This window comes from Kitasatospora sp. NPDC094016 (assembly GCF_040304045.1).
In the GTDB taxonomy this organism is placed as follows: Bacteria; Actinomycetota; Actinomycetes; order Streptomycetales; family Streptomycetaceae; genus Kitasatospora.
This window is the reverse complement of record NZ_JBEOUK010000021.1, coordinates 80,287-103,106: the sequence shown is the minus strand read 5'-3', so window position 1 is coordinate 103,106 and position 22,820 is coordinate 80,287. Positions and strand designations below refer to the sequence as shown.

The window sequence follows — 22,820 nt, the reverse complement described above, 5'->3', positions numbered from 1 at the left end:
TTTCGGAGGCGGGGCCGGGGGCTTCCCCCGGCGGACTCCGCCCACCCTGGTCCGTCGATGTCAGGAACTTGTCGAGAGGCTGTCGGGAACCGGTAGGGGTGCTTCCGGAGGGCGACTTACGATCATCCTCATGTGCGCACATGTCGTGGTCGCCGAGGACGATCCCAAGCAGGCCGACCTGGCCCGCCTGTACCTGGAGCGGGAAGGGCACCGCGTGGTCGTCGTCCACGACGGCCGGGCCGCGCTGGAGCAGGCCCGGCGCGGCCCGGCGGACCTCCTGGTCCTCGACGTGATGATGCCCGTCATGGACGGGCTCGACGTCTGCCGTGCCCTGCGTGCCGAATCCGCCCTGCCGGTGCTGATGCTGACGGCCCGCACCGCCGAGGAGGACCTGCTGCTCGGCCTCGACCTCGGCGCCGACGACTACCTCACCAAGCCGTACAGTCCGCGCGAGCTCGTGGCCCGGGTCCGGGCCCTGCTGCGCCGCGGGTCCCGCCCGCTGCCCCAGCAGGCGGCGACCCCCGCCGCCGCGCCCCCGGCGGTGCTGACCGCCGGGGCCCTCACCGTCGACCCCCTGCGCCACGAGGTCACCGCCGACGGGCGGCCCGTCAGCTGCACGCCCGGCGAGTTCCGGCTGTTGCAGGTGCTGGCCGCCCAGCCCGGTCGGGTCTTCACCCGGGCCCAGCTGCTGGAGCACCTGCACGGCATCGACCGGTACATCACCACCCGGACCGTCGACACCCACGTGATGAACCTGCGCCGCAAGATCGAGCCCCAACCGCGCCGCCCCACCCGCCTGCTGACGGTCTACGGCATCGGCTACAAGCTCGCGGAGGGGCCGCGCGGTGCGTCGTGACGCCCCGCCGCGCCGCAGCCTGCTGGTCCGGCTGCTCGCCCTCTCCGCCCTGGTCTCGCTCTGTTCGATCGCCGCGACGGCCTGGCTGACCGCCCGCACCACGACGGGCGCGATCAGGCAGGAGCAGCGCCAGGCCCTCGCGGACCAGGCCCGGATCTACCACGAACTGCTCGGCTACGCCGCGACCCACCCCGACTGGACGGGTGTGGAGAGCACCGTGCGGCGGCTCGCCGCCGACACCGGGCAGCGCATCCTGCTGACCACGCCGCGCTTCGAGCCGGTCGTCGACTCCGCGGCCGCCGCACCCGGGCCGAGCCAGGCCGCCACCTCCGGGACCCCCGCCACCGACGCCGGGTCACCGACCCCGGGCGCCGCCGACCGGACGGTGCTGCCCAGGACGCCCACCACCACCGTCGACCCGCTCTCCGTCGACCTCGCCATGCTGCCCGACGCCCCGGCCGACCGGATCGACGCCCGCGCCGTGGGCCCGTTCCGGCTGACGACCGCCGAGCGCGCGGCCATGGAGGAGGCCGCCCGGGACCGGGCCGGCTGCCTGCGGTCGGAACTGGGCGTCGAGGCGACCGTCACCGACGACGCCGCCGGCCGCCCCGTGGTGAGCGTCCCCGGCGGCCGGCCGCTCGGCGTGCGCTGCGCGCCCCCGCTGGTGCTGGACGCCCCGACCCGCACCGAGAGCGCCGCCCTCGCCGACCTCACCGCGCTCGTCAACGCCTGCCTGGAGCGCCAGCGGATCCGGCCCGTGACGCTGTCCCTGGGGCTGCAGTGGGCCCCGGCCCGCGACCGGGAGCAGGAGCAGGTGATCTCCGCCTGCCTCGCCAACTCCCGCCGGCAGCAGCTCGTCCGGTACGTGGCGCCGCCGGTGCTGCTGTTCGTCGGCGCGCCCGCCGGCGCGGCGGACCAGGCCCCCGTGCTGTCCGCCCCGCACCGGGGGCGGGTCGCCGAGGTCGCCGCGCTGGTGCTGGCGGTCACCGTGGCGATCACCACGGTGGTCGGGCTGCGGCTCTCCCGGCCGCTGAACGCGCTCACCCGCGCCGCCCGGCGGATGACCGACGGGGACCTCTCCGCCCGGGTGACCGCGACCGGCCGCGACGAGATCGCCGGACTCGCCGCCGCCTTCAACGCCATGGCGCAGCGCCGGGAGCAGCTGGAGGAGCTACGGCGGGCGATGGTCGGCGACATCGCGCACGAGCTGCGCACCCCGCTCAGCAACATCCGCGGCTGGCTGGAGGCCGTCGAGGACGGCGTCGTCACCGCCGACGGCGCCCTGACGGGTTCGCTGCTGGAGGAGGCCCTGCAACTCCAGCACCTGATCGACGACCTGCGGGACCTCGCCGATGCCGACGCCGGTGAACTGGCCCTGCACCGCGAGCCCGTGGACGTCGAGGACCTGCTGGCCCAGGTCGCCACCGCGCACGGCGCCCGGGCGCAGGCGTCGGGCGTGGCCCTGGTCGTCGAGACCGCCGGCGCCCCGGCCGGGTACGAGGTGTTCGCCGATCCGGTGCGCCTGCGCCAGCTGGTGGGCAACCTGGTCGCCAACGCCGTCCGGCACACCCCGGGGGGCGGCACGGTCACCCTGCGGGCCCGGACGGAGTCCGACGCCCTGCTGATCGAGGTCGCCGACACCGGCGGCGGCATCGCCGAGGCGGACCTGCCGTTGGTGTTCGAGCGCTTCTGGCGGGCCGACAAGTCCCGCAACCGGCAGCGCGGCGGCAGCGGTCTGGGCCTCGCCATCGTCCGCAAGCTCGCCGAGCTCCACGGCGGCGGCGTCCACGCGGCCAGCACCCCCGGCGCGGGCTCGGTGTTCACCGTCCGCCTGCCCGCTCCGGCGGCCGCCGGGCGCGGGGGTGGAGCGGGCCGATAGCTAAATAATCGACATATGTTTGCCATTGATCTATGCTCGCGGCCATGGCTAACCGTCAACTACAGGAGCCGACGCGGCTCGTGCTCACCGCGCTCGCCGATGCCCCGCGGCACGGCTACGCGATCGTCCAGGAAGTCCTGGCCATCTCCGACGGCCGGACCAAGTTGCTCACCGGCACCCTCTACACCGCGTTGGACCGGCTCCTCCAGCAGGGGCTGATCCGGATCGACCACGAGGAGGTCGTCGGTGGCCGGATGCGGCGCACCTTCGCCCTCACCGAGGACGGCCGGGACGTCCTGGGCGCGGAGACGGCACGGCTGCGGGCCGGAGTCGTCGAGGCCGAGCGCAGGCTCGCGCTCGGGCGGGGGCCGCGCCTGGGGGCGCTCCGGCTGAGCGGCGGTGCGGCATGACCGCGCAGCAGGCCGGGGCGCTGCCCGGCAGGCTCCCGCTGATCGGCATCTACCCCGCCGCCTACCGGGCCTCGCACGGCGAGGAGATCGCCGCCGTCTTCGCCGAGTCCGTCGAGGGCGCCGACCGGCGCACCGTGCTGCGCGAGTGGGTCACCCTGGCCGCGCACGCCGCCCGGCTGCGGACCCGGCTCAGCTCCGGCGACCCCGCGGGCCGGGCGCTCGCCGGCGCCGCGCCGTACCTGCTGGCCGGCGGGGCGGCGCTGGCCTTCGTCCAACTGGTGATGAGCTTCTTCGTCGCGGACACGCGCTTCGAGCTGATGGGCCTGCACACCACGGCCGCGACCGGGGTGGGCGCGGTGCAGGCGGCCCCCTGGGTCCTCGCGCTGCTCGGCGCCGGCCTCGGGCACTGGGGCGCCGCCCGCCTCCTGGTGCTGGTCGGCGTCGCCGCCCGGATCGGCGCCGCGGTCGGCTACGCCGTCCACCCGGCCGGGGTGCTCTTCCTGTCCCTCTACCAGCTGCCCCTCTGGCTCCTGCTCGGGGTGCCGCTGCTCGTCGCCCCGCCCGACGGCGTCGACCAGCGCGTCCGCGCCCGGGTCGGGACGGTCGTCGCGGCGGCCGTCATCGCGCTGCCGATGAGCGCGCTCGTCCTCGCCTGGCCCTGGCGCGAGTTGGAGGACTACTCCGAGGTCGTCTTCCCGCGCAGCACCCAGATGCTGCTCGACGCGTCGTCGGCCTGGCCCGCCGTGGTGATGGCGACCGCCTTCCTCGTCCACTTCGCCGCCCGCCGGCCCGACCGGCCGCGCGCCGCCGGTGTGGCGCTGGCCGCGCTCCCCTGGGCGGTCATGCTCCCCGCGCCCTACTACTGGGCGCTGCCGCGCGACCTCGCCGACCTCGGGCGCAACCTCGCGGTCGTGGCCGGCCTGCTGGCCGTCGCCGCCGTCCTCGCCGCGCTCGGCCGCACCCTGGCCGCCTCCCGGGACCCGGAGCCGGTCGAGCCGGCCTGACGGCGGAGCCGGCGCCCCGAACCGACCGCCGGTCTCGGGCCGGTCGGTCCGAGGATCCCCGAGTCCCTTCTTCCGGAAGGGGCTCGGGGATCTTTCGCCGATGGTGCGGCGGTCCGGCGCGGTGTGGCGTGGATCACGGCAACGGGTGGCGGCGGCGGGACAGGAGCTGGTGTGGAGAATTCGATACGCGCCCGGGTGCGCGCTGGGGACGCGGCGGCGTTCGGGCTGGTCTTCGAGGACCACGCCCAGGCGGTGTACCGGCACGCCGTGCGGATGACCGGGGACTGGGCCGTCGCCGAGGACGTGGTCTCGCTGACGTTCCTGGAGGCGTGGCGGCTGCGCGCGCGGGTCGATCCCGAGGGGGAGAGCCTGCGGCCGTGGCTGCTGGGGATCGCGGGCAATGTCATCCGCAACACCCGTCGGGCCGCGCGGCGGCACCAGCGGGCGCTGGCCAAACTGCCGCCGCGCGAGGCGGTGCCGGACTTCGCCGGGGAGCTGGCGGGTCGGATCGCCGACGCCGAGGAGCTGGCCGCCGCGAAGGCCGCGCTGGAACGGCTGCGGCCGGCGGAGCGCGAGGTGTTCGCGCTGTGCGTGTGGGAGGGCCTGGACCACGCGGCCGTCGCCGAGGCGCTGGGCCGGCCGGTGGGGACGATCCGCTCGCGGTTGTCGCGGGCCCGGTCCAGGCTACGGGAGTTGACGGCGAAGGAGCTCACCGCGTCGCGATCCGCGCGCTCGGGAAGAGGTGCGCAACGCTCGGGCGCCGGCGGACAGGTAGCAGGTGACCGCGACCTCGCGGTCCGGCCGTACAAGGAGACGACCCGATGAACGCCACCCCCCGGGACCGGTCCGAGCAGACCGAGCGGGAGGAACTGGTCCGGCTGCTGCCGGCCCCGGCGGCCCCGGAGCTCCCCCCGGGCCGCCACCTCCTGCTGAAGGAACACCTGATGGACACCGTCACCGACAACTCCCGGCGCACGGCCCGGCGGCGCAGCCTGGCGTTGCGCCTGGCCCTCCCGGCGGGCCTGGCCGCCGCCCTGGTCGGCGCCCTCCTCGCCACGGGCCCCGGCCGCCCCGCCCCGGCCGCCCGGCACCAGGACACCGAGCACTCGGACGCCCAGCACCAGGACGCCCAGCACCCGGCCGACGGCACCGGCCACACGCTGGGCCGCGTCGACAACGCCGCGTACACCCTCGAAGGCGGTGACGACCTCGTCAAACTCACCATCCTGGAGCAGTACAAGCCGGTGGACCCGGACCAACTGCAGCGCGACCTGGACCGGTTCGGGATCCCCGCCCGGGTCTACGCCGGCCAGCCCGGCTGCCGCGCCTCTGAGCCGGAGCCCCTGGACAACCAGGAGGGCCAGGACAGTTGGGACATGCGGACGGAGGGCGCCGGTCCGATCGTTCTCACCGTCCGCCCCCGCGCCGTCCCGGCCGGCCTCAAGCTCTTCATCTACCTGCCCTTCGCCGGGACCGACCCCGCCCACAGCTCGCGCGAGATGCACACCGGCCTCATGCGGAGCCCGGGCCCGGCCTGCATGCCGTCCCAGGTCTACGTCAACCCCCTGGCGAGCCTGATCCCGACCCCGCCGCACTGAGCGGCTGACAGCTGACAGCTGACGGCTGACGGCTGACGGCTGACGGCCGGCGGGTGCGCGGCGGCAGCGGTAGCCGGCGGAGGCAGGCGATGGCAGGGGTGTCCGCCCGGGGCCTGCCGGGGGGGTGTCGCCGGGCGGGCCGGCGGGTGCGGGGCGGCGGTCCGGTTTGCGCCGGCGCGGTGCGCCGGAGGACGCACGGGGCGCGGGGGCCGAGGCTGGGGAAGCGCTGTGCACCGCTTGACCGGGGGGCGCCGGGGAGGGCGAGGGGCGCCGGGGAAGGGGCGCCGGGGGCGCCCTGGGAGAGGGGCGCCGGGGAAGGGGCGCCGGGGGCGCCCTGGGAGAGGGGCGCCGGGGAAGGCGGGGCGGATCAGGTGGTCGAGCCTCTTCGGAGGTGCTGGAGGCAGTCGGCGATCTCGGCGGGGGTGGAGGGTCCGAGGGCGTCGGCGAGGCGGCCGTGGTGGAGGAAGACGACGCTGTCCGCGCAGGCGGCGGCTTCCGGGTCGGTGGTGACGAGGACCGCCGTGAGGTCGAGGGCGCGGACCGCGCGGCGGAGTGAGGCGCCGATGGCGCGGGCGAGTTCGGGCGAGTCGTCGTGGCCGGGGGTGTCGACCAGCAGCAGGCGCGGGGAGCCGGCCAGCAGCCGGGCCAGCATGGCGTTGTGCTGCTGGACCCGGCCCAGCCTCCGCAGCGGCCGCCGCCAGAGCCACAGTCGGGTGACCCGACTGATCTGCCAGGCCTGGCGGCGGCCGAGTGCGGAAACGCCCGGATCGACGAATTCACGAACCGTCACATTCGGGTGGACGGGCTCGTGTTGGCCCCAGAGTGCACCGACGGAACCCCGTTCACCGTCGGCCCAGTGGACCGTTCCGGTGGACGGGGTGGTGACGCCGGCCATGCACTCCAGGAGTGCCGTGGTGCTGGCGCGTTCGTCTCCCATGACGGCGCAGAAGCGGCCTTTTCGTACGCCGAGTGAGAACTCGCGCAGGACCGCTGTGGGACCGTTCGTGCCCGGGTGGATTTTCGACACGTTTTCCAGCGTGACGGCACAGTCTGGGGCGGCTTCCCGCTCAGCTGGTCCACCTCCCATCATGAATCCGCTCCCGGGCTTCCGTAAATGATGCGTGCGGCGACAAGGCATCGTGCTTGCATGCCCAGAACCTACTCGGTCGTAATGGGTTTAGGCCATGCTGCCCGCATCCGTATGTATGGTGCACTTTCCTAGACCATCCGTGTCAGATCCAGATCACTCCTCGGGGCGTGTTGCGGGTTCGTTACTTCGGGAATCGTCGGTATAGGGCGAATTGTCAGACCAGCGGATCCCCGCGAAGAAGAGCCCCGCCCAGGGGGGTCAGGGTGTGGTGCACTTTGTTGAGCGAGCGCAGGGTGGTGATAAGTCCGGCCGCCCGCAGGACGGCGGTGTGCTGGCTCGCGGCGGCGGTGGAGATACCCACCAGCTCGCCGACCTCGGTGGTGGTGCAGGTGGTCGTCAACACCTGGAGGACGGCCGCCCGGGTGCGCCCCAGCAGGGCGCCCAGGGCCTGGTCGCCGTCGGGCGCCGGGTCCCACAGGTTCTCCCGGTCACGCGGGACGGGGATCGGGTAGAGCAGCAGCAGGGGCCGGTCGCCCTGCTGTTCGACCAGGATCGGCGACCGGGAGAACAGGAACAGCGACGGCGCTATCTCCAGGCCGGTCGACTCCAGTTTGATGTCGTGCCCCGTCCCGGGGACCTCCAGCACCGGGGGGCGCCAGCGGATCGCCGGGTGCAGGGTGCTGAGCAACTGGTCGACGCCGCCGCTCATCATGATCTGGGCCCGGGCGTTCCGGTCGACTTCGAGCAGGGTCGACACCTGGCCCCAGTACGGTTCCACGGCGATCCGGTGGAACGTCTCCAGATCACGCAGGACCCGCGGTCGGAATTCGTTCCCGGATCCGGCCGCGGAGGAGTTTTCGAGAATTCGGTAGAGATCCGGAAAAGGTCGTACGGTGCGGGCGAGTTCGGCCAGTGCCCGGCCGTCCCGTTCACCCGCGACCCGTCGTCGCCAGGAATGGAAGACGGGGCCTCCGCCGCCCGTCGCGAAGGTTTCGAGGGCGCACAGCGCCTCTCTCATCGGATCCAGATGGGCGGCCGACGATACTTTGGCCAGGCTCGCCGGACTGAAGAATATGCGTCGCATTGCTGTTTTCCCCCTTGAAGTTCCGATGCTGTCGCGATCGGAGGTCATCGGTCTCAGGCCGGCATCGCTGCCGCTTCGATCACGCCCTCGGTCGCACAGTTCGGTCCGTCGGGGAGAATGATGGGGTAGAAGAGCGTCGGTCCGTCGGCAATGGTGTGGTCGTCCACCAGGACCGGGGAATCGGGTGCCAGGAAGTAGGACGGCGCGATGGTCAGCCCGACCTCCTCCAGTTGCACGTCCTCGTTCTGCCCGGGTATCTCCAGCGAGCAGGTGGAGAGCCGGACGGTCGGGTGAAGGGTGCTCAGCAGGCTGCGCGCGCCGCAGTCCTGGAGGATTTCCAGTCGCTTCTTCCGGTCGCTCTGGACGGTGAGGGAGATCACGTCCCAGTGCGGGGCGACCATGATGCGGTAGAAGGACTCCAGGTCCCGGAGCAGGCGCAGGTCGGCGCCGTTCCCGGAGTGCCGGGCGCGCCGGACCATGGTGTCCAGGTCGGGGAACGGGCGGATGGTCCGGGCGAGTTCGACGAGCCGCTGGGTGGACCCGAGCCGGTGGGTGGGACCCAGTCGGCGGGCCGGCCCCACGGGGCGGGTCTTATGCCATCGGAGCCGGCGTTTCGCCTGGCGGTGCCGGGAAGCGAGCAGGTCCAGGGCGAAGAGTGATTCGCTGACCCAGTCCGGGGTCGGCATGATACGCGTTCTCAACAGGCTTGCCGACGTGAAGTGCAGACGTGGCACGAGTCCCCCATGAATGCCGTTGATGTAGGCGGGTCGGGAGCCGGGATCCACGGTGAGGTGGATGGTCGATCGTGCGTGACCGCACGTTCGACATGGCCATGCCCGTTCCCGTACCGACTACGCTACGTGGCGCTTCAGGGGGGTGACAGTCGAGTCTTCGCCAGTTCGAAGGTGCAGTTCTCTGCACCTGATCCGGATAGCGGACTCGACTCGGTTCGACCGCCCTCTGACAGGTCGTGTAACCCTTGGGGCGGGTGGGATAAGAGGGATCTGTGGGGCCGGAGTCGCGCCGGACGTGGGTCCGCGCTCTCGGCCTACCTGCCAAGAGCGCGGAAGTTCCTCAGGCGCGGATTCGATCTGCTCGTCAGATCGTGATAAGCACGTTGATCAGAACACCAACGGCGACCACCGCGAGGACGACCCAGGGCCACATCGGACGTTCCTTAGTGGGCTTCCAGCCACTCGAATCGGGCATGACTGCTCCTGGCTTGTATTGGTACGGGGAGATTTACGGCCGGGCCCCCCGGAAGACGGGGGACCCAACGAGGGGCCCGGCCAAGGGAATCGGTGGGGGAACTGTTAGTGCCCTGTTCACCGATTCCGGTCTGTGGTCACCGTGCGCTCTCTGGGAGCCTCAACGGTGACGCTGGTTCGGAAGCCCAGTCATCACGGGTAGTCGTGGTGGTCGAGGCAGGTCTGGCGCAGTTCCTTGATGCGGTCGTTCTGCTCACCGATGTAACCGACCACGGTGCGCACCGCACCCTTCTCGCGGATGTCGGCGTTGCGCATCTTGTCGGCGGTCGACTGGATCGCATTGCGGAGCTTGTCGTCCCCGGCCTGCTTGGCCAGCCCGTCGAGCTCGTCGGCCCGGTCGCGCATCTTCTTGCGGGCCTCCTCCACGTTGTCCGGGAACGGATCGGTGAAGGTCTTGCCGAAGATCTTCGCGCACAGCTCGATCCGGTCGGCGGCCTTGGTACTGACCTGGCAGGCGGACGTTCCGGCGCCGACCAGGAGGACGGCGGCCAGGGTCAGCACGACCGTCCTGCTCCGCCGGTGTCCGGGTTCGGCCCCGTGGCTCCTGCGCATCGGGTACATGCTTCCTCCCTGGGTCCCGTGGGATCCGATGATCTGCTGCCCGTCGTCCCGGCGTTGCTTCCGCCTTCGATGACTCCATCCTGAACCCGGGCGCCGACGATTTCATGGGGGCTTACTTCCGATCCGAGGTGCAGTTCTCTGCACCTTTCTTCGTGCACGTGATCGCCTGTGCTGGGCGTTTTCGCACCGGCTTAAAGACGTGGTGGGCGGTGGGTGGCGCCATGGAGGCTGAGGTCCGTACGGCCGGACGGCATGCGGTGGCCGGGGTTCCGCCCCAGGGCCGTAGCGCACGGACAGCGCAGGGGAGAGAGGGACGACGATGGGCCCAGCACGGACACTCGCGGAGAAGCTGTGGGAGCGCCACGTCGTGGCGTCCCGGCCCGGCGGACCGGACCTCCTCTACATCGACCTCCACCTCACCCACGAGGCCACCTCGCCGCAGGCCTTCGACGGGCTGCGGCTGGCCGGCCGCAGTGTCCGGCGGCCGGGGCTGACCCTGGCGCTGGAGGACCACAACGTCGCCACCACGGCGACCGCGGTGCTCGACCCGGTCAGCCTGGTCCAGCTGGACACGCTGCGCCGCAACTGCGCCGAACAGGGCGTCGAGCTCTACTCGGTCGGCCACCGGCGGCAGGGGATCGTGCACGTCGTCGGGCCCGAACTCGGCCTGGTGCAGCCCGGCATGACGATCGTCTGCGGGGACAGCCACACCGCCACGCACGGCGCGTTCGGCGCGCTCGCCTTCGGCATCGGCACCAGCGACGTGGAGCACGTCCTGGCCACCCAGTGCCTGGAGATCGGCCGGCCGCGCACCCTGGCCGTCGAGTTCACCGGCCAACTCCCCCCGGAGGTCGGGGCGAAGGAGATGATCCTCGCGCTGATCGCCCGGATCGGGGCCAACGGGGCGCAGGGCCACCTCATCGAGTACCGGGGCGACGCGGTGCGCGGGCTCTCCATGGAGGCCCGGATGACGCTCTGCAACATGAGCATCGAGGCCGGCGCCCGGGCCGGGATCGTCGCCCCCGACGAGACCACCCTGGAGTACCTGCGCGGCCGCCCGCACGCCCCCGCCGGGGCGGACTGGGACGCCGCCGTCGCCGACTGGTCCACCCTGGCCACCGACCCCGGCGCCGTGTTCGACCGGACGGTCGTGCTCGACGTGGACGGGCTCACCCCGCTCGTCACCTGGGGCACCAACCCCGCCCAGACCGTGCCGCTCGCCGCCGCCGTGCCCGACCCGCAGACCTTCACCGACCCGCTCGAACGCGCCTCGGCGCAGAAGGCGCTGACCTACATGGGCCTGCGGCCCGGGACGTCGATGCGGGACCTCGCGATCGACGTCGTCTTCGTCGGCTCCTGCACCAACGGCCGGATCGAGGACCTCCGTTCCGCGGCCGGGGTACTGCGCGGGCGCACCGTCGCCGGCGGCACCCGGATGCTGGTCGTCCCCGGCTCGATGCAGGTGCGGGCCGAGGCCGAGGCGGAGGGGCTGCACGAGGTCTTCCTGGCCGCCGGCGCCGAGTGGCGGCTGCCCGGCTGCTCGATGTGCCTGGGGATGAACACCGACCGCCTCGAGGGTGTCGAGCGCTGCGCCTCCACCTCGAACCGTAACTTCGAAGGCCGCCAGGGGGCACGGGCCCGCACCCACCTGGTGTCGCCCGCGGTCGCCGCCGCGACGGCGGTGGCCGGGCGGCTCGCGGCCCCGGCCGACCTGGCCTGACAGCGCCGGCCCGGCCGGAGAGAGGACAGCTGAGTATGGAACCCTTCGTCGAACACCACGGTCGCGCGGTCGCCCTGCGCCGCGACGACGTCGACACCGACCAGATCCTGCCCGCGGAGTACTGCAAGCGGGTCACCAAGAGCGGCTACGAGGACGCGCTGTTCGCCCGCTGGCGCGCCGAGGACGGCTTCGTCCTGGAGCAGCCGCGCCACGCGGGCGCGACGGTCCTGCTGGCCGGCCGGGACTTCGGCATCGGCAGCTCCCGCGAGCACGCCGTCTGGGCGCTGCGCGACTGGGGGTTCCGCGCCGTCGTCGCCACCGGCTTCGGCGACATCTTCCGCCGCAACGCCCTCAACAACGGCCTCGTCCCGGTCGACCTGCCGACCCCCGTGGTCGAGGAGCTGATGGACCTCGCGGAGTCCGCCGAGGGCCTGCGGCTCACCGTGGACCTGCGGGCCGGCCTGCTGCGCCGGCCGGGCGGCGAGCACCCGTTCACGGTCGACGCGCGGGCCCGGGCCCGGCTGCTCGAAGGACAGGACGTGATCGCGGAGACCCTGCTCAGGAGCGGGGACATCGAGGCGTACGAGGCGGGCCGCCCGTCCTGGCTGCCCGAGATCCCGCGCGGCGCGTTCGACCGGGCCGAACAGCGGCTCCAGGACGAAGCGCCGCTCCAGACCGAACAGCGGCTGCGGACCGACGCCGCGGGAGTGAGCCGATGAGCGCCACCACGCACCATGACACCCCGGCCCGCCGCGCCCTGGGCGCCGAGCGGGTCGCCGGACTGCCCGGCGGGGGGCTGGCCGCACTGCTGCTGGAGGGGCTGCCGCCGAACACCGTCGACCTCGCCGTCGGCACTCCGGCCTACCCCGACACGCCGCCCGAGCTGGTCGAGGCGGCGGTGACGGCGCTGCGCGCCGGCGTCCACCAGTACCAGGACCCGGCCGGGCTGGCGCTGCTGCGCGAGCGGATCGCCGCGACCCTGCCCGGCGCCCCGGACCCGGGCTCCGAGATCACCGTCACCGTCGGCGGCAGCGAGGGGCTGGCCGTCGCCCTGCTCTCGTTCGTCGACCCCGGCGACGAGGTGATCGTGTTCGAGCCCTTCTACGAGAACTTCCTCAGCGCCATCGCCCTCACCGGCGCCCGCCCGCGCCCGGTCCGGCTGCGCGAGCCCGACTGGAGCGTCGACCCGGACGAGCTGGCCGCGGCCTTCGGACCGCGCACCCGCGCCGTCATCGTGAACAGCCCGGCCAACCCGACCGGCGTCGTCCTGGATCGCGGAACCCTCGACCTGCTCGCCGAACTGTGCCGGCGCTGGGGCGCCGTGGTGATCTCGGACGAGGTGTACGCCGGGTACGTCTACGAGTCGGCCGGCTACCGCTCGGTCGCCGAGATCGAGGGCCTGGCCGACCGGTCCGTGGTGGTCGGCAGCCTTTCCAAGAGCCATGCGATCAGCGGCTGGCGGCTCGGCTTCCTGCGTGCGGCGCCGGAGCTCACCGCCCTGCTGCGCAAGGTGCACGTGGCCACCACCGGCGGCGCGGCGGCCGCGCTCCAGCACGCCGCGGCCAACGCGGACCTGCTGCTGCCGGAGCGCTGGGACCACGCGGCGGGGATGCGCGAGCGGCGCGACCGGACGGTGGCCCTGCTGCGGGACGCCGGCTTCGACTTCACGCCCCCGGCCGGCGGCTGCTACGTGCTGGCCCGGATCGACGGGCTGACCGACGAGCCCAGCCCGCGGTTCGTCCGCACGCTGCTCGCCGAGACCGGTGTGCTGGTGGCGCCGGGCACCTCGTTCTTCGTCGATCCGGCCGATGGCGAGCGCTACGTCCGGATCGCCTTCAACCGTCCACTCCAGACCCTCGACACCGCTGCCGAGCGGCTTCGCGCCCGCAGCCCGCAGAAGGGAGTCACTCCGTGACAACCGCTATCAGCATCTCGACCGAAGCGCGGCACGACGGACTGGTCCTCGGGATCACCGCCGAGACCGCGGGGAACCGGCTGGTCGACCTCGGCAAGGAGCAGGGGGAGTTCATCCGCTCGCGGATCACCGAGCACGGCGCGGTCGTGCTCAGCGGCTTCGACTGGCAGGAGTGGCCGGAGCTGGACACCTTCGTGAACGCCGTCGTCGGCCGGCCGCTCGACTACACCGAGCGCTCCTCGCCGCGCACCGAGCTGCACCCCGGGGTGTTCACGGCCACCGACCACCCGGCGACCGAGGAGATCTTCCTCCACACCGAGCAGTCGTACAACCTGAACGTCCCGCGCTACCTGTTCTTCTTCTGCCGCCAGGAGTCGCCGGACGGCGGCGCCAGCCTGCTGGCCGACTGCCGCGCCCTGCACGCCGGGCTGCCCCGGGAGACCGCCGAGCGGTTCGAGCGCGAGGGCTACCTGCTCGTCCGCAACTTCCGTCCCGGCCTGGGCCTCTCCTGGCAGGAGGCGTTCGGCACCAGCGACCCGGACGAGGTCAAGGCCTACTGCGACGCCAACAGCATCGAGCTGGAGTGGCTGGAGCGCAACCACCTGAGGACCCGCCAGCTCCGCTGGGCCGTCGCCACCCACCCGGAGACCGGCGTCCGCTCCTGGTTCAACCACCTGACCTTCTTCCACGCCCGCACCCTGCGCGAGGACGTCGCCGACTTCCTGCTGGAGGAGTACGGCCCGTGGGGGATGCCCACCAACACCTTCTACGCGGACGGCGGCGAGATCCCGGACGAGGTCGTCCGGCAGCTCCAGGCCGCCTACCGGGCGCAGCAGATCGACGTCAACGTGCACACCGGTGAGGTCCTGATCGTGGACAACATCAGCGTGGCGCACGGGCGGGCCCCCTTCGTGCCGCCGCGCGACCTGTTCGTCAGCATGGCCGGCGCGCACGCGTGGTCCGAACTCCGCCCGGTGGAGCGGACGTCGGCGCCCGCGGTGGCGCTGCCGACCCCGCCGCAGTGACCTCGGGCAGTACGACGGCCGATGCCGCCGTGGCCGCCGAGCCGGGCCCGCCGCCGCTGTCCCGCAACCGCGAGTACAACGTGCTGTGGACCGCGAACATGGTCTCCCAGCTGGGGGCGCAGGGCACGCTGATCGCGTACCCGCTGCTGGTGCTCGGGCTCGGCGGCTCCGCCTTCGAGGCCTCGCTGGCCGAGTTCGCGATCGCCGGGTCGCGGGCGCTCTCGGCGCTTCCCTCGGGGGCGCTGGCGGACCGGGTCAGCCGCAAGACGCTGATGCTGGTCTCGGAGTTCGGGCGGGCCGTGGCGCTGGGCCTGCTCGCGCTGCTGGTGGCGGTCGGGCACGCGCCGCTGGCGGCCATCGTGGTGGTGGCGGTGGTCGAGGGGGTGTGCACCTCGCTGTTCGGCACCGCCGACCAGGCGCTGCTGCCGAGCGTCGTGCCGTCCTCGCAACTCGCCGACGCCGTCACCCGCAACACCGCCCGCTACTACCTCGCGACCATCGTCGGTCCGGGGATCGGCGGATTCCTGTACGGCGTCCAGCGGTTGCTGCCGTTCGTCGCCCAGGCGGTGACCTCGGCGATCGCCTTCGTCACGTTGCTGTTCCTGCGGCTGCCGGCGCCGGCGCCCGCACCGGCGTCGTCGCCCGAGGACAAGGGCGAGGGCGGGGGCGCGGACCGGGCCGAGAGCGCGTTGCAGGCGATGGCGTCGGGGCTGCGCTGGCTGCGCGGCAACCCGGCGGTGCGGGCCACCGTGCTGTTCGGCACCGCCTTCAACCTGGTGTTCAGCGGTCTGCTGATCGCCGTGGTGGTGATGGCCCAGCAGGCCGGGCGGTCGGGTGCCGAGGTCGGCGCCATCGGCGCCCTGGTCGGCGCGGGTGGCGTGTCGGGTGCGCTGGCGGCCGGGCGGCTGCGCCGCTCGCTCTCGCCGTTCACGGCGCTCATGGTGCTGACCTGGGCCACCGCGGTGCTGGTGCCGCTGCTCGCGGTGGTGCCGACCGGCTGGCCGGCCGGGCTGGTGCTGGGGGCCGCCGCGTTCCTCGCGCCCACCGCCACCGCCCTGGTGGCGGGTCATCAGATGATGGTCACTCCCGACGAGATGCGCGGCCGGCTGGCCGGTCTGATCGGGGTCTCGATGGGCGCGGGCGCGGCGCTCGGCCCGCTGCTGTGCGGGCTGCTGCTGGAGACCGTGCACGCCGTGCCCACCGTGCTGAGCTGTGCGGCGGCGTTCCTGCTGATCGCACTCGGCGTGGCCGTCACCCCCGCGGTCCGCGCCTTCCCCGCCCTGCCCGACAACCGGTAGCAACCGTCCGTGAGTTGAGGAGGGGTAAGCGGAGAGGGGCGGCGCCCGACCGGCGCCGCCCCTCTCCGCGTGTCGTCCTCCGGGCGTTCAGGCCCGCAGGTAGGTGAGCACGGCGAGCACCCGGCGGTGGCCGCTGTCCGGCGTGGGCATGTTGAGCTTGGCGAAGATGTTGCCGATGTGCTTGTTCACCGAACTCTCCGCGATGAACAGCATCTCGGCGATGGTGCCGTTGTTGCGGCCCTCCGCCATCAGCGCCAGGACCTCGCGCTCGCGCTGGGTCAGCGAGGACAGCGGGTCGTCGCCGGCCCGGCGGACCATCAGCTGCGAGATGACCTCCGGGTCCATCGCGGTGCCGCCGTCGGCGACCCGCTCCAGCGCGAGCAGGAACTCCTCGGCGCGCCCCACCCGGTCCTTCAGCAGGTAGCCGACCCCGGAGGCGCTCTGCGCCAGCAGCTCCGTCGCGTAAGCCCGTTCGACGTACTGCGAGAGCACCAGGACGGGCAGGTTGGGCAGTTGCTTGCGTGCCTCGACGACGGCGCGCAGGCCCTCGTCCCGGAACGTCGGCGGCAGCCGGACGTCCACCACGGCGACGTCCGGGCGGTGTGCGAGCAGCGCGGGCAGCAGGTCGTCCCCGTTGTCCACGGTGGCGCACACCTCGTGCCCCTCGCTGTTCAGCAGCAGGACCAGCCCCTCACGGAGCAGGGCGTTGTCCTCGGCGATCAGGATCCGCATGGAATCTCCACCTTCAGTACGGTCGGGCCCCCGGGCGGGCTGAACAGGTCGGTGGTGCCGTCGAAGGCGGCGACCCGGCGCCGGAGTCCGAGGATCCCGCTCCCCGTGCCCTCGGTGGCGCCGCCCTTGCCGTCGTCCTCGACCCTGATCGAGATGGCGTCCGACGCGATCCGCAGCCACACCAGCGCGCTCTGCGCCCCGCTGTGCTTCGTGATGTTGGTGAGCGCCTCGGAGATCACGAAGTAGGCCGCGGCCTCGGCGGCGGCGGGCGCGCGGGGCGCCGCGCCGGCCGACTCGTCGATGTCTATCCGCGTCGGGACCCCGCACAGCGCGGTGAGCGCCCGGACGGCGTCGGTCAGCCCGCGGTCGGCGAGCACCGGCGGGTAGATGCCGCGGACGAGGTGGCGCAGCGACTCCAGCGCCTGCTCGGCGAGGTTCTGGGCCGCGTCCACCATCTCCGGGACCTGCTCGGGCCGTTGGCCGAGCGCGCGCTTGATCATGCCGAGGCGCAGCGAGACGGCGACGATGCCGGCCTGCGCCCCGTCGTGCAGGTCGCGTTCGATCCGGCGCAGTTCGGCGTCGTGCGCGTCGAGCGCCTCGGCGCGGGTCACCGAGAGTTCGCGGACCCGCTGCGCGAGCGCGACCCGGGGGCGGGCGGTCAGCAGCCGGCGGGACATCCGGGCGTGTACGAGGGCCAGCCCGCGCATCGCGGCCATCGCCACCACGGCGTAGCCGATGCCGATGAACACCGCGACGAAGGACTTCAGCCAGGAGTCGACGTTCATCAGGATGATGGAGTTGCGCTCGCCCGACGCGAGCTTCCACCACATCGGTGCGGACAGCCAGTTGAAGGCGTTGCCGCAGATGCTCAGGGCGAAGATGCACAGGGCCGAGCCGACGACGCCGTGGGTGACCACCCAGACCAGGTCCTTGCGGACGGCCGGGTCGCGCAGGGAGGGCTTGCGGGGGCCGGTGCGGCCGGGCTCCAGGTCGCGGTAGGGCGTGCGGACCTCGGTCTCCAGCAGCCGGCCGACCCACCGGCGGTGGACCTCGGCGTACCTGCGCAGCACCCGCAGTGTCCTGGGCAGCAGCAGGAAGCCCGTTCCGACCAGGCAGAGCGCGAAGACGATGGCGATCAGGTAGAACAGCAGCAGCCCGGCGAGTCCGGTCATCAGGCAGAGCAGGACGTAGCCCGCGGCCGGAGGGAAACGGATCACCGTCTGGCGGACCCACTGCTCGGGCTGTAAGCGTCGCAACTCGGCAATGCTGGGGGCGCGCACGGCTCCTAAAACCCTCCGAGTCGTCATCCCGATCACCCTACCACCGTCCCAAATGCGGCGGTGGGTGGCACTTTTCTGCACCATCGACTCTCCAGTTCGTGCCCTGGTTCCGCACCTGTTCCAGGACTTACCTTCGTGAACGTCAAGTAGTGCGTGCGAGTGGTGGAGGCCGGAAGTGAGCAGAAAGGGACGCGGAGCGCGGACGGAGGAGTCCCAGGGCGCGGCCGCGGAGGAGGAGTACGCGGCGCCGCCGCGACCGGACGGCAGTGCCGCGCTGGACGCTCACTGGGTCGTCCGCCTCGACGGGGTCCGGAAGACGTACGGCAAGGGCGCCGGGGCCGTGCACGCGCTGCGCGACCTGTCCCTCGCCTTCGCCCGGGGCACCTTCACCGCGGTGATGGGCCCGTCCGGGGCGGGCAAGAGCACCTTCCTGCACTGCGCCGCCGGGCTGGACCGCCCGGACGCCGGCTCGGTGGTGCTCGGCGGTACCGAGCTGGCGCAGCTCAGCGAGGTCGACCTGACCATCATGCGCCGGGAGCGGGTCGGCTTCATCTTCCAGGCGTACAACCTGATGGCGGCGTTGACCGTCGCGGACAACATCACCCTGCCGCTGATGCTGGCCGGCCGCCAGCCGGACCACCAGTGGTTGCAGCAGGTCGTGACGCAGGTGGGTCTCGCCGACCGGATGAGCCACCGGCCCTCGGAGCTGTCCGGCGGCCAGCAGCAGCGGGTGGCCATCGCCCGGGCGCTGGCGGCGCGGCCCGAGGTGGTCTTCGCGGACGAGCCGACCGGCGCGCTGGACACCCGCACCGCCAAGCAGGTGCTGACGCTGCTGCGCGAGGTCGTGGACACCCTCGGGCAGACGGTGATCATGGTGACCCACGACCCGATCGCCGCCTCCTACGCGCACCGCGTGGTGTTCCTCGCGGACGGGAGCTACGCGGAGGAGATGACGCACCCCACTCCGGACCGGGTGGCCGAGCGCATGACCCGGCTGGGGGAGTGGTGAGACGTGTTCAGGCTCGTCGTACAGACCGTCAAGGAGCGTAAGGCCGGGTTCGTCGGGGCGTTCGTCGCCCTGTTCGGCGCGTCCGTGCTCGTCACGGCCTTCGGAATCATCCTGCAGTCCGGCATCGGCAACGGGGTGCCGGTCCAGCGCTACTCCGGCGCTGCGGTCGTGGTCGGCGGTCAGAAGCACTTCACGGTCCACGAGGCCAAGAAGAGCAAGTCCAAGGACCTCAAGGACGCCGTCGGCGTCCCGATCGACCTGGTCGACAAGGTCGCCAGGACCGAGGGCGTCGACAAGGCCGTCCCGGTGCTCACCTTCCCCGCGCAGGTCGTCTCCAACGACGGCGAGGAGCTGGTCAAGGGCGCCGACGACCGGACGTCCAACGGCACCAACTGGGGCGCGGCCGCGCTCGGCCCGTACGACCGCAACGGCGACGAGCCGAAGCGCGCCGGCGAGGTCGTGCTGGAGAAGTCCGTCGCCGACCACCGCAAGGTGAAGGTGGGCGACAGCGTCAAGATCGCCTCCACCCGGGACGCCAGCTCGTACAAGATCGTCGGCATCGTCACCTACAAGGGCGGCGGCGGGGCGCTGCGCACCCCGCCGGTGTTCTTCTCCGACGACGAGGCGCGCACCCTGTTCGGCCGCACCGACCAGGTCAGCGCCATCGGCGTGCTGGCGCCCAAGGACACCAACGCCGGCAAGCTCGGCGACCGGATCGACAAGGCGCTCAAGGGCTCCGCGATCGACGTCTACACCGGTGACGGGCGCAGCAGCGTCGAGAACCCGGACGTCGCCTCGGCCAGGGGCAGCCTGAAGGAGCTGGCGGGCTCGCTCGGCGGCACCGTCGTGCTGATCACCATGATGGTGGTGGGCAGCACGCTGGCGCTCAGCGTGCACCAGCGCCGGCGCGAGCTGGCGCTGTTGCGCGCGGTCGGCGCGACGCCCAAGCAGATCCACAAGATGATCTCGGGCGAGGCCCTGGTGATCTCGCTGGTGGCCTCGATCCTGGGCTGCTTCCCCGGCATGCTGGCCGCCGGGGTGCTGCGCGGGGCGCTCGGTGCGATCGGCATCCTGCCGGACGACTTCGAGTTCTCCTACGGCCCGATCCCGGCGATCGCCGCGGTCGGCATCGGCGTGATCGCCGCGCAGGTGGCGGCGTTCGCGGTGGCCCGCCGGGTGGTGTCGATCCGGCCGGTGGAGGCGCTCAGCGAGGCCCAGACCGAGCAGCCGGGCATCGGCGGCGCCCGGGTGGCGATCGGGATCCTGCTGTTCGTCCTCGGCTTCTGCGCGTCGCTGCTGCCGCTGTTCTTCGGCAGCATCTTCGCGGTGGCCGCGGCCGGCAGCGGCGGCCTGATCATGGTGATCGCGATCCTCATGCTGGCCCCGCCGGTGGTGGCGAGGGCGACCAGGCTGATGGCCGCGCCGTTCCAGCGGCGGTTCGGGACCCTCGGGTTCCTGGCCGTGGCCAACACCCGGGCCAACGCCCGGCGGCTGGCGGCCGGCATCGGCCCGCTGATCCTGGCGATCGGCTTCGCCTCGGTGCAGCTGTTCATCCCGACCACCACGTCGGGTGCGGCCGAGGCGCAGGCCCAGGCGGGCGTCGTCGCCGACTACACGGTGACCAGCGATTCCGGCGGCCTGCCGGTGACCGCGCCGAAGTTCATCGCCGGCCTGGACGGGGTGGACGCCGCGGCCGGGACGGTGCGGGTGGACCTGTTCGCCTCGACGAAGATGCTCGGCTCGCCGGAGATCTTCGACTACAAGGCGCAGGGGCTGACCCCGGGCAACCTGAGCCGGGTCGTCGACCTGGACGTCTCCGAGGGCTCCCTGGACAACCTGTCCACGGACACGGTGGCGATCAGCAGCGGGGCTTCGGCCACGCTCGGCGCGGGCGTCGGCGGCCAGATCAAGGTGCACATGCCCGACGGGCAGACGCTGGAGCCGAAGGTGATCGCCGTGTACAAGCGCGGCCTGGGCTTCGGCGACATCACCCTGTCCTACGACACCGTGCTCCAGCACAGTTCGCGCCGGATGTACGACTCGGTGCTGGTGCGGGCCAAGGACGGCGCCGACAAGAAGAAGGTGATCGGCGAGCTCACCGGGCTCAACGACCGCTACCCCGGGGTGCACGTCCAGGACAAGGGCGGCCTGTCCGCCGCCCAGGAGAAGGCCGGCACGGCCAACCTGTTCGGCAGCGCGCTGCCGCTGGTCCTGGTCTTTGGGTACATCGCGGTGGCCGTCGCCAACACCCTGGTGATGACCACGCTGTCCAGAGCACGGGAGTTCGCGCTGCTGCGGCTGGTCGGCGCGACCCCCGAACAGGTCATGCGGATGATGCGCACCGAGACGCTGATGCTGATCCTGATCGCGGTGGTGGTCGGCAGTCTGGTGCCCATCGTGCCGTTGATGACGGTGAGCATGGGCCTGACCGGGTCGCTGGTTCCGCACATTCCCCCGCTGCTCTACCTGGGGATCGTGGCGGCGACCTCGGCCCTGGCCGCGGCGGCCGTTCTGGTGCCGACCAAGCTCGCCCTGCGCGCCCGCCCGGTGGAGGCCATCGGACTGCGCGAGTAGCTCCGCCCGCACCATTGCCACACCGACCCGCCGATGGGGTCCGCGACCGCGGACCCCATCGGCGTTTTCGGGTTTCCGGGCAGGTCGAACGGCGTTTCGCAGTGCGGCAACCAGGGTCATTCGGCTGCCGCTTAACGACCCTGACCGGCCCCGCCGCCCGGTGTTAGCCTGCATTCACCAGAGCGAATTCCCCTTTTGCGTAATCCCCGTACCGACGAGCCGTGGACGGAACACGGCCGAACGGGGCTGTTGTGCTGCGCCTTTTTCGGATTCCGGTGAATGCGGTGGGTGGGTTTTAGTGAATTCACAGTCATGGCGTGAAAAGGCCGGACGGCTCGCGCGCGAACACGGTGTGCGCTCCCTCCGGTGCGCCTTCTACGGCGCCGGCGAACTCCACGTCGCCGAGGCGGGTGCGGAGCCCGGGCCGGCGCCCGCCGCGCCGTTCGCCTCGCTCACCAAGCTCTTCACCGCGACGCTGGCCATGCAGCTGGCCTTCGACGGCGACCTCGACCTGGACCTGCCGGTCGGCGAGTACCTGACCGAACCGCCCTTCGCCGAGCTGGAACTGACGACCCGCCACCTGCTCAGCCACTCCTCCGGGATGGTCTGCGACGGCCCCGGCGGCGGCGGGCTGCGGGCCGCCGTCGCGGCCGGCCCGCTGTTCGCCCCCGGCACCGCGTTCTCGTACTCCAACGCCGGGTTCGCCCTGGCCGGAAAGGTCATCGAGGCCGCCGCCGGGGTGAGTTGGCGCAACGCCGTGACGGACTTCCTGCTCCGGCCGCTGGACATCGAGCCGGCCTTCCTGGCGGCCGGCGAGATCCCCCGCGACCTCGCCCCCGCCGCCGCGATCGCCGGCACCGTCACCGACCTGGTCGCGTTCGGCCGGCTCCACCTGGACGACCGCGACGCCTCGCACGCCGCCCTGCTCGACCAGGAGGCCGTCCGGGAGCTGGCCGAACCGCCCTTCGACACCCTGCCGTTCGGCCTGGCCGACGGCTGGGGCCACGGCTGGGCCCGGTACGGCAACGGCGCCGACCACTGGCTCGGCCTCGACGGCGTGGGCGCGGGCGCCACCTGCCACCTGCGGATCCAGCCGGAACGCGGCACCGTGATCGCCCTCCAGGCCGACTCCGCGGCCGGCCTCGGCGCCTGGCAGGACCTGCTGGCCCAGCTCCGGGCCGAGGGCGTGGACGTCGCCGACTACGCGCCGGGCCCCGCCGCCGGCGCCGCGCAGGACCTGTCGGACCGCGTCGGGCAGTGGGCCAACGGCGAGACCGTGTACCGGATCCGCCCCGGCGCCGACGCGGCGGACGGCACGCACCCCGGCGCCACCGTCCTGGTCGACGACGACGGGATGGAGTACGACCTGACCGGCCGAGGCGAGCGCTTCTTCGCCGCCCGGCACCCGCGGCTGCCCGAGGTGGAACACCTCGGCCGCTTCCTGCTCGACCCGGAGACCGGGCGCGCGGACCACATGCAGTTCGGCGGCCGCGTCCTACGACGCGTCGCCTGAACAG

The 22,820-nt window shown here is 72.7% G+C and carries 20 protein-coding genes; 14 read left to right on the top strand and 6 right to left on the bottom strand.

Features of this window, described 5'->3' with window-relative positions; translation table 11 throughout:
* Positions 1 to 130: 130 nt before the first annotated feature.
* From ABT015_RS20600 to ABT015_RS20575, 6 genes are all read left to right on the top strand, one after another.
* Positions 131 to 856, top strand: a complete 726-nt coding sequence (locus ABT015_RS20600; RefSeq protein ID WP_350881019.1) for a response regulator transcription factor — start codon at positions 131 to 133, stop codon at positions 854 to 856.
* Positions 846 to 2,735 (top strand): sensor histidine kinase, encoded by a 1,890-nt coding sequence (locus ABT015_RS20595; RefSeq protein WP_350881017.1) that lies wholly within the window; start codon positions 846 to 848, stop codon positions 2,733 to 2,735. Before ABT015_RS20600 ends, ABT015_RS20595 begins: the two co-directional genes overlap by 11 nt.
* 44 nt (positions 2,736 to 2,779) lie before the next feature.
* A complete protein-coding gene (locus ABT015_RS20590) occupies positions 2,780 to 3,145 on the top strand; it encodes a PadR family transcriptional regulator (protein WP_063351477.1) in 366 nt (121 codons plus the stop codon).
* On the top strand, positions 3,142 to 4,149 hold the full coding sequence (locus ABT015_RS20585) for a hypothetical protein (RefSeq protein WP_350881015.1): 1,008 nt from the start codon (positions 3,142 to 3,144) through the stop codon (positions 4,147 to 4,149). The genes ABT015_RS20590 and ABT015_RS20585 overlap by 4 nt, the downstream gene beginning before the upstream one ends.
* Before the next feature lie 171 nt (positions 4,150 to 4,320).
* Entirely contained in the window at positions 4,321 to 4,974 is a 654-nt protein-coding gene (locus ABT015_RS20580; protein ID WP_350881013.1) for an RNA polymerase sigma factor, read from the top strand.
* Positions 4,971 to 5,747, top strand: a complete 777-nt coding sequence (locus ABT015_RS20575; RefSeq protein ID WP_350881011.1) for a hypothetical protein — start codon at positions 4,971 to 4,973, stop codon at positions 5,745 to 5,747. The genes ABT015_RS20580 and ABT015_RS20575 overlap by 4 nt, the downstream gene beginning before the upstream one ends.
* A gap of 367 nt (positions 5,748 to 6,114) precedes the next feature.
* On the opposite strand, the gene ABT015_RS20570 is transcribed toward ABT015_RS20575, so the two are convergent.
* The 4 genes from ABT015_RS20570 to ABT015_RS20555 all read right to left on the bottom strand — a co-directional run bounded on the left by ABT015_RS20570 (position 6,115) and on the right by ABT015_RS20555 (position 9,741).
* Positions 6,115 to 6,834 (bottom strand): ATP-binding cassette domain-containing protein, encoded by a 720-nt coding sequence (locus ABT015_RS20570; RefSeq protein WP_350881067.1) that lies wholly within the window; start codon positions 6,832 to 6,834, stop codon positions 6,115 to 6,117.
* A gap of 217 nt (positions 6,835 to 7,051) precedes the next feature.
* Complete coding sequence (locus ABT015_RS20565; protein WP_350881009.1) at positions 7,052 to 7,615, bottom strand: ArsR/SmtB family transcription factor; 564 nt, start codon at positions 7,613 to 7,615, stop codon at positions 7,052 to 7,054.
* A gap of 359 nt (positions 7,616 to 7,974) precedes the next feature.
* Complete coding sequence (locus ABT015_RS20560; RefSeq protein ID WP_350881007.1) at positions 7,975 to 8,607, bottom strand: hypothetical protein; 633 nt, start codon at positions 8,605 to 8,607, stop codon at positions 7,975 to 7,977.
* A gap of 714 nt (positions 8,608 to 9,321) precedes the next feature.
* Positions 9,322 to 9,741, bottom strand: coding sequence for a DUF8711 family protein (locus tag ABT015_RS20555; RefSeq protein WP_350881005.1), 420 nt, complete (start codon positions 9,739 to 9,741; stop codon positions 9,322 to 9,324).
* 328 nt (positions 9,742 to 10,069) lie between these two features.
* Here ABT015_RS20555 and leuC point away from each other — a divergent pair, with 328 nt between their 5' ends.
* Genes leuC through ABT015_RS20530 form a run of 5 tightly spaced genes read left to right on the top strand, consistent with a single transcriptional unit; the run spans position 10,070 to position 15,708 of the window.
* Positions 10,070 to 11,470 carry a 3-isopropylmalate dehydratase large subunit gene (gene leuC, locus ABT015_RS20550; RefSeq protein WP_350881003.1) on the top strand — a complete coding sequence of 467 codons (1,401 nt, stop codon included), beginning with the start codon at positions 10,070 to 10,072 and terminating at the stop codon, positions 11,468 to 11,470.
* Positions 11,471 to 11,505: 35 nt separating this feature from the next.
* Positions 11,506 to 12,189 (top strand): 3-isopropylmalate dehydratase small subunit, encoded by a 684-nt coding sequence (gene leuD / locus ABT015_RS20545; RefSeq protein WP_350881001.1) that lies wholly within the window; start codon positions 11,506 to 11,508, stop codon positions 12,187 to 12,189.
* Entirely contained in the window at positions 12,186 to 13,385 is a 1,200-nt protein-coding gene (locus ABT015_RS20540) for a pyridoxal phosphate-dependent aminotransferase (protein ID WP_350880999.1), read from the top strand. Before leuD ends, ABT015_RS20540 begins: the two co-directional genes overlap by 4 nt.
* Entirely contained in the window at positions 13,382 to 14,410 is a 1,029-nt protein-coding gene (locus ABT015_RS20535; RefSeq protein ID WP_350880997.1) for a TauD/TfdA family dioxygenase, read from the top strand. The genes ABT015_RS20540 and ABT015_RS20535 overlap by 4 nt, the downstream gene beginning before the upstream one ends.
* Positions 14,407 to 15,708, top strand: a complete 1,302-nt coding sequence (locus ABT015_RS20530; protein WP_350880995.1) for an MFS transporter — start codon at positions 14,407 to 14,409, stop codon at positions 15,706 to 15,708. The genes ABT015_RS20535 and ABT015_RS20530 overlap by 4 nt, the downstream gene beginning before the upstream one ends.
* 87 nt (positions 15,709 to 15,795) lie before the next feature.
* Here ABT015_RS20530 and ABT015_RS20525 read toward each other — a convergent pair whose 3' ends face one another.
* Both ABT015_RS20525 and ABT015_RS20520 read right to left on the bottom strand, forming a co-directional pair.
* Positions 15,796 to 16,440, bottom strand: coding sequence for a LuxR C-terminal-related transcriptional regulator (locus ABT015_RS20525; RefSeq protein WP_350880992.1), 645 nt, complete (start codon positions 16,438 to 16,440; stop codon positions 15,796 to 15,798).
* The gene (locus tag ABT015_RS20520) at positions 16,428 to 17,696 is read right to left on the bottom strand and encodes a sensor histidine kinase (protein WP_350880990.1); all 1,269 of its coding nucleotides are present in this window, start codon (positions 17,694 to 17,696) and stop codon (positions 16,428 to 16,430) included. The genes ABT015_RS20525 and ABT015_RS20520 overlap by 13 nt, the downstream gene beginning before the upstream one ends.
* Before the next feature lie 298 nt (positions 17,697 to 17,994).
* Here ABT015_RS20520 and ABT015_RS20515 point away from each other — a divergent pair, with 298 nt between their 5' ends.
* The 3 genes from ABT015_RS20515 (at position 17,995) to ABT015_RS20505 (ending at position 22,816) form a co-directional block, all read left to right on the top strand.
* On the top strand, positions 17,995 to 18,729 hold the full coding sequence (locus tag ABT015_RS20515; RefSeq protein WP_350881065.1) for an ABC transporter ATP-binding protein: 735 nt from the start codon (positions 17,995 to 17,997) through the stop codon (positions 18,727 to 18,729).
* Positions 18,730 to 18,732: 3 nt separating this feature from the next.
* On the top strand, positions 18,733 to 21,303 hold the full coding sequence (locus ABT015_RS20510; protein ID WP_350880988.1) for an ABC transporter permease: 2,571 nt from the start codon (positions 18,733 to 18,735) through the stop codon (positions 21,301 to 21,303).
* A gap of 352 nt (positions 21,304 to 21,655) precedes the next feature.
* Complete coding sequence (locus ABT015_RS20505; RefSeq protein ID WP_350880986.1) at positions 21,656 to 22,816, top strand: serine hydrolase domain-containing protein; 1,161 nt, start codon at positions 21,656 to 21,658, stop codon at positions 22,814 to 22,816.
* Positions 22,817 to 22,820 lie beyond the last annotated feature (4 nt).

Bases quoted from the DNA above. Each gene is read 5' to 3' on its own strand.
- ABT015_RS20600 (WP_350881019.1), top strand. From the start codon at position 131: ATGTGCGCACATGTCGTGGTCGCCGAGGACGATCCCAAGCAGGCCGAC.
- ABT015_RS20590 (WP_063351477.1), top strand. From the start codon at position 2,780: ATGGCTAACCGTCAACTACAGGAGCCGACGCGGCTCGTGCTCACCGCG.
- ABT015_RS20585 (WP_350881015.1), top strand. From the start codon at position 3,142: ATGACCGCGCAGCAGGCCGGGGCGCTGCCCGGCAGGCTCCCGCTGATC.
- ABT015_RS20575 (WP_350881011.1), top strand. From the start codon at position 4,971: ATGAACGCCACCCCCCGGGACCGGTCCGAGCAGACCGAGCGGGAGGAA.
- ABT015_RS20570 (WP_350881067.1), bottom strand. From the start codon at position 6,834: ATGGGAGGTGGACCAGCTGAGCGGGAAGCCGCCCCAGACTGTGCCGTC.
- ABT015_RS20560 (WP_350881007.1), bottom strand. From the start codon at position 8,607: ATGCCGACCCCGGACTGGGTCAGCGAATCACTCTTCGCCCTGGACCTG.
- ABT015_RS20555 (WP_350881005.1), bottom strand. From the start codon at position 9,741: ATGCGCAGGAGCCACGGGGCCGAACCCGGACACCGGCGGAGCAGGACG.
- leuC (WP_350881003.1), top strand. From the start codon at position 10,070: ATGGGCCCAGCACGGACACTCGCGGAGAAGCTGTGGGAGCGCCACGTC.
- leuD (WP_350881001.1), top strand. From the start codon at position 11,506: ATGGAACCCTTCGTCGAACACCACGGTCGCGCGGTCGCCCTGCGCCGC.
- ABT015_RS20540 (WP_350880999.1), top strand. From the start codon at position 12,186: ATGAGCGCCACCACGCACCATGACACCCCGGCCCGCCGCGCCCTGGGC.
- ABT015_RS20525 (WP_350880992.1), bottom strand. From the start codon at position 16,440: ATGCGGATCCTGATCGCCGAGGACAACGCCCTGCTCCGTGAGGGGCTG.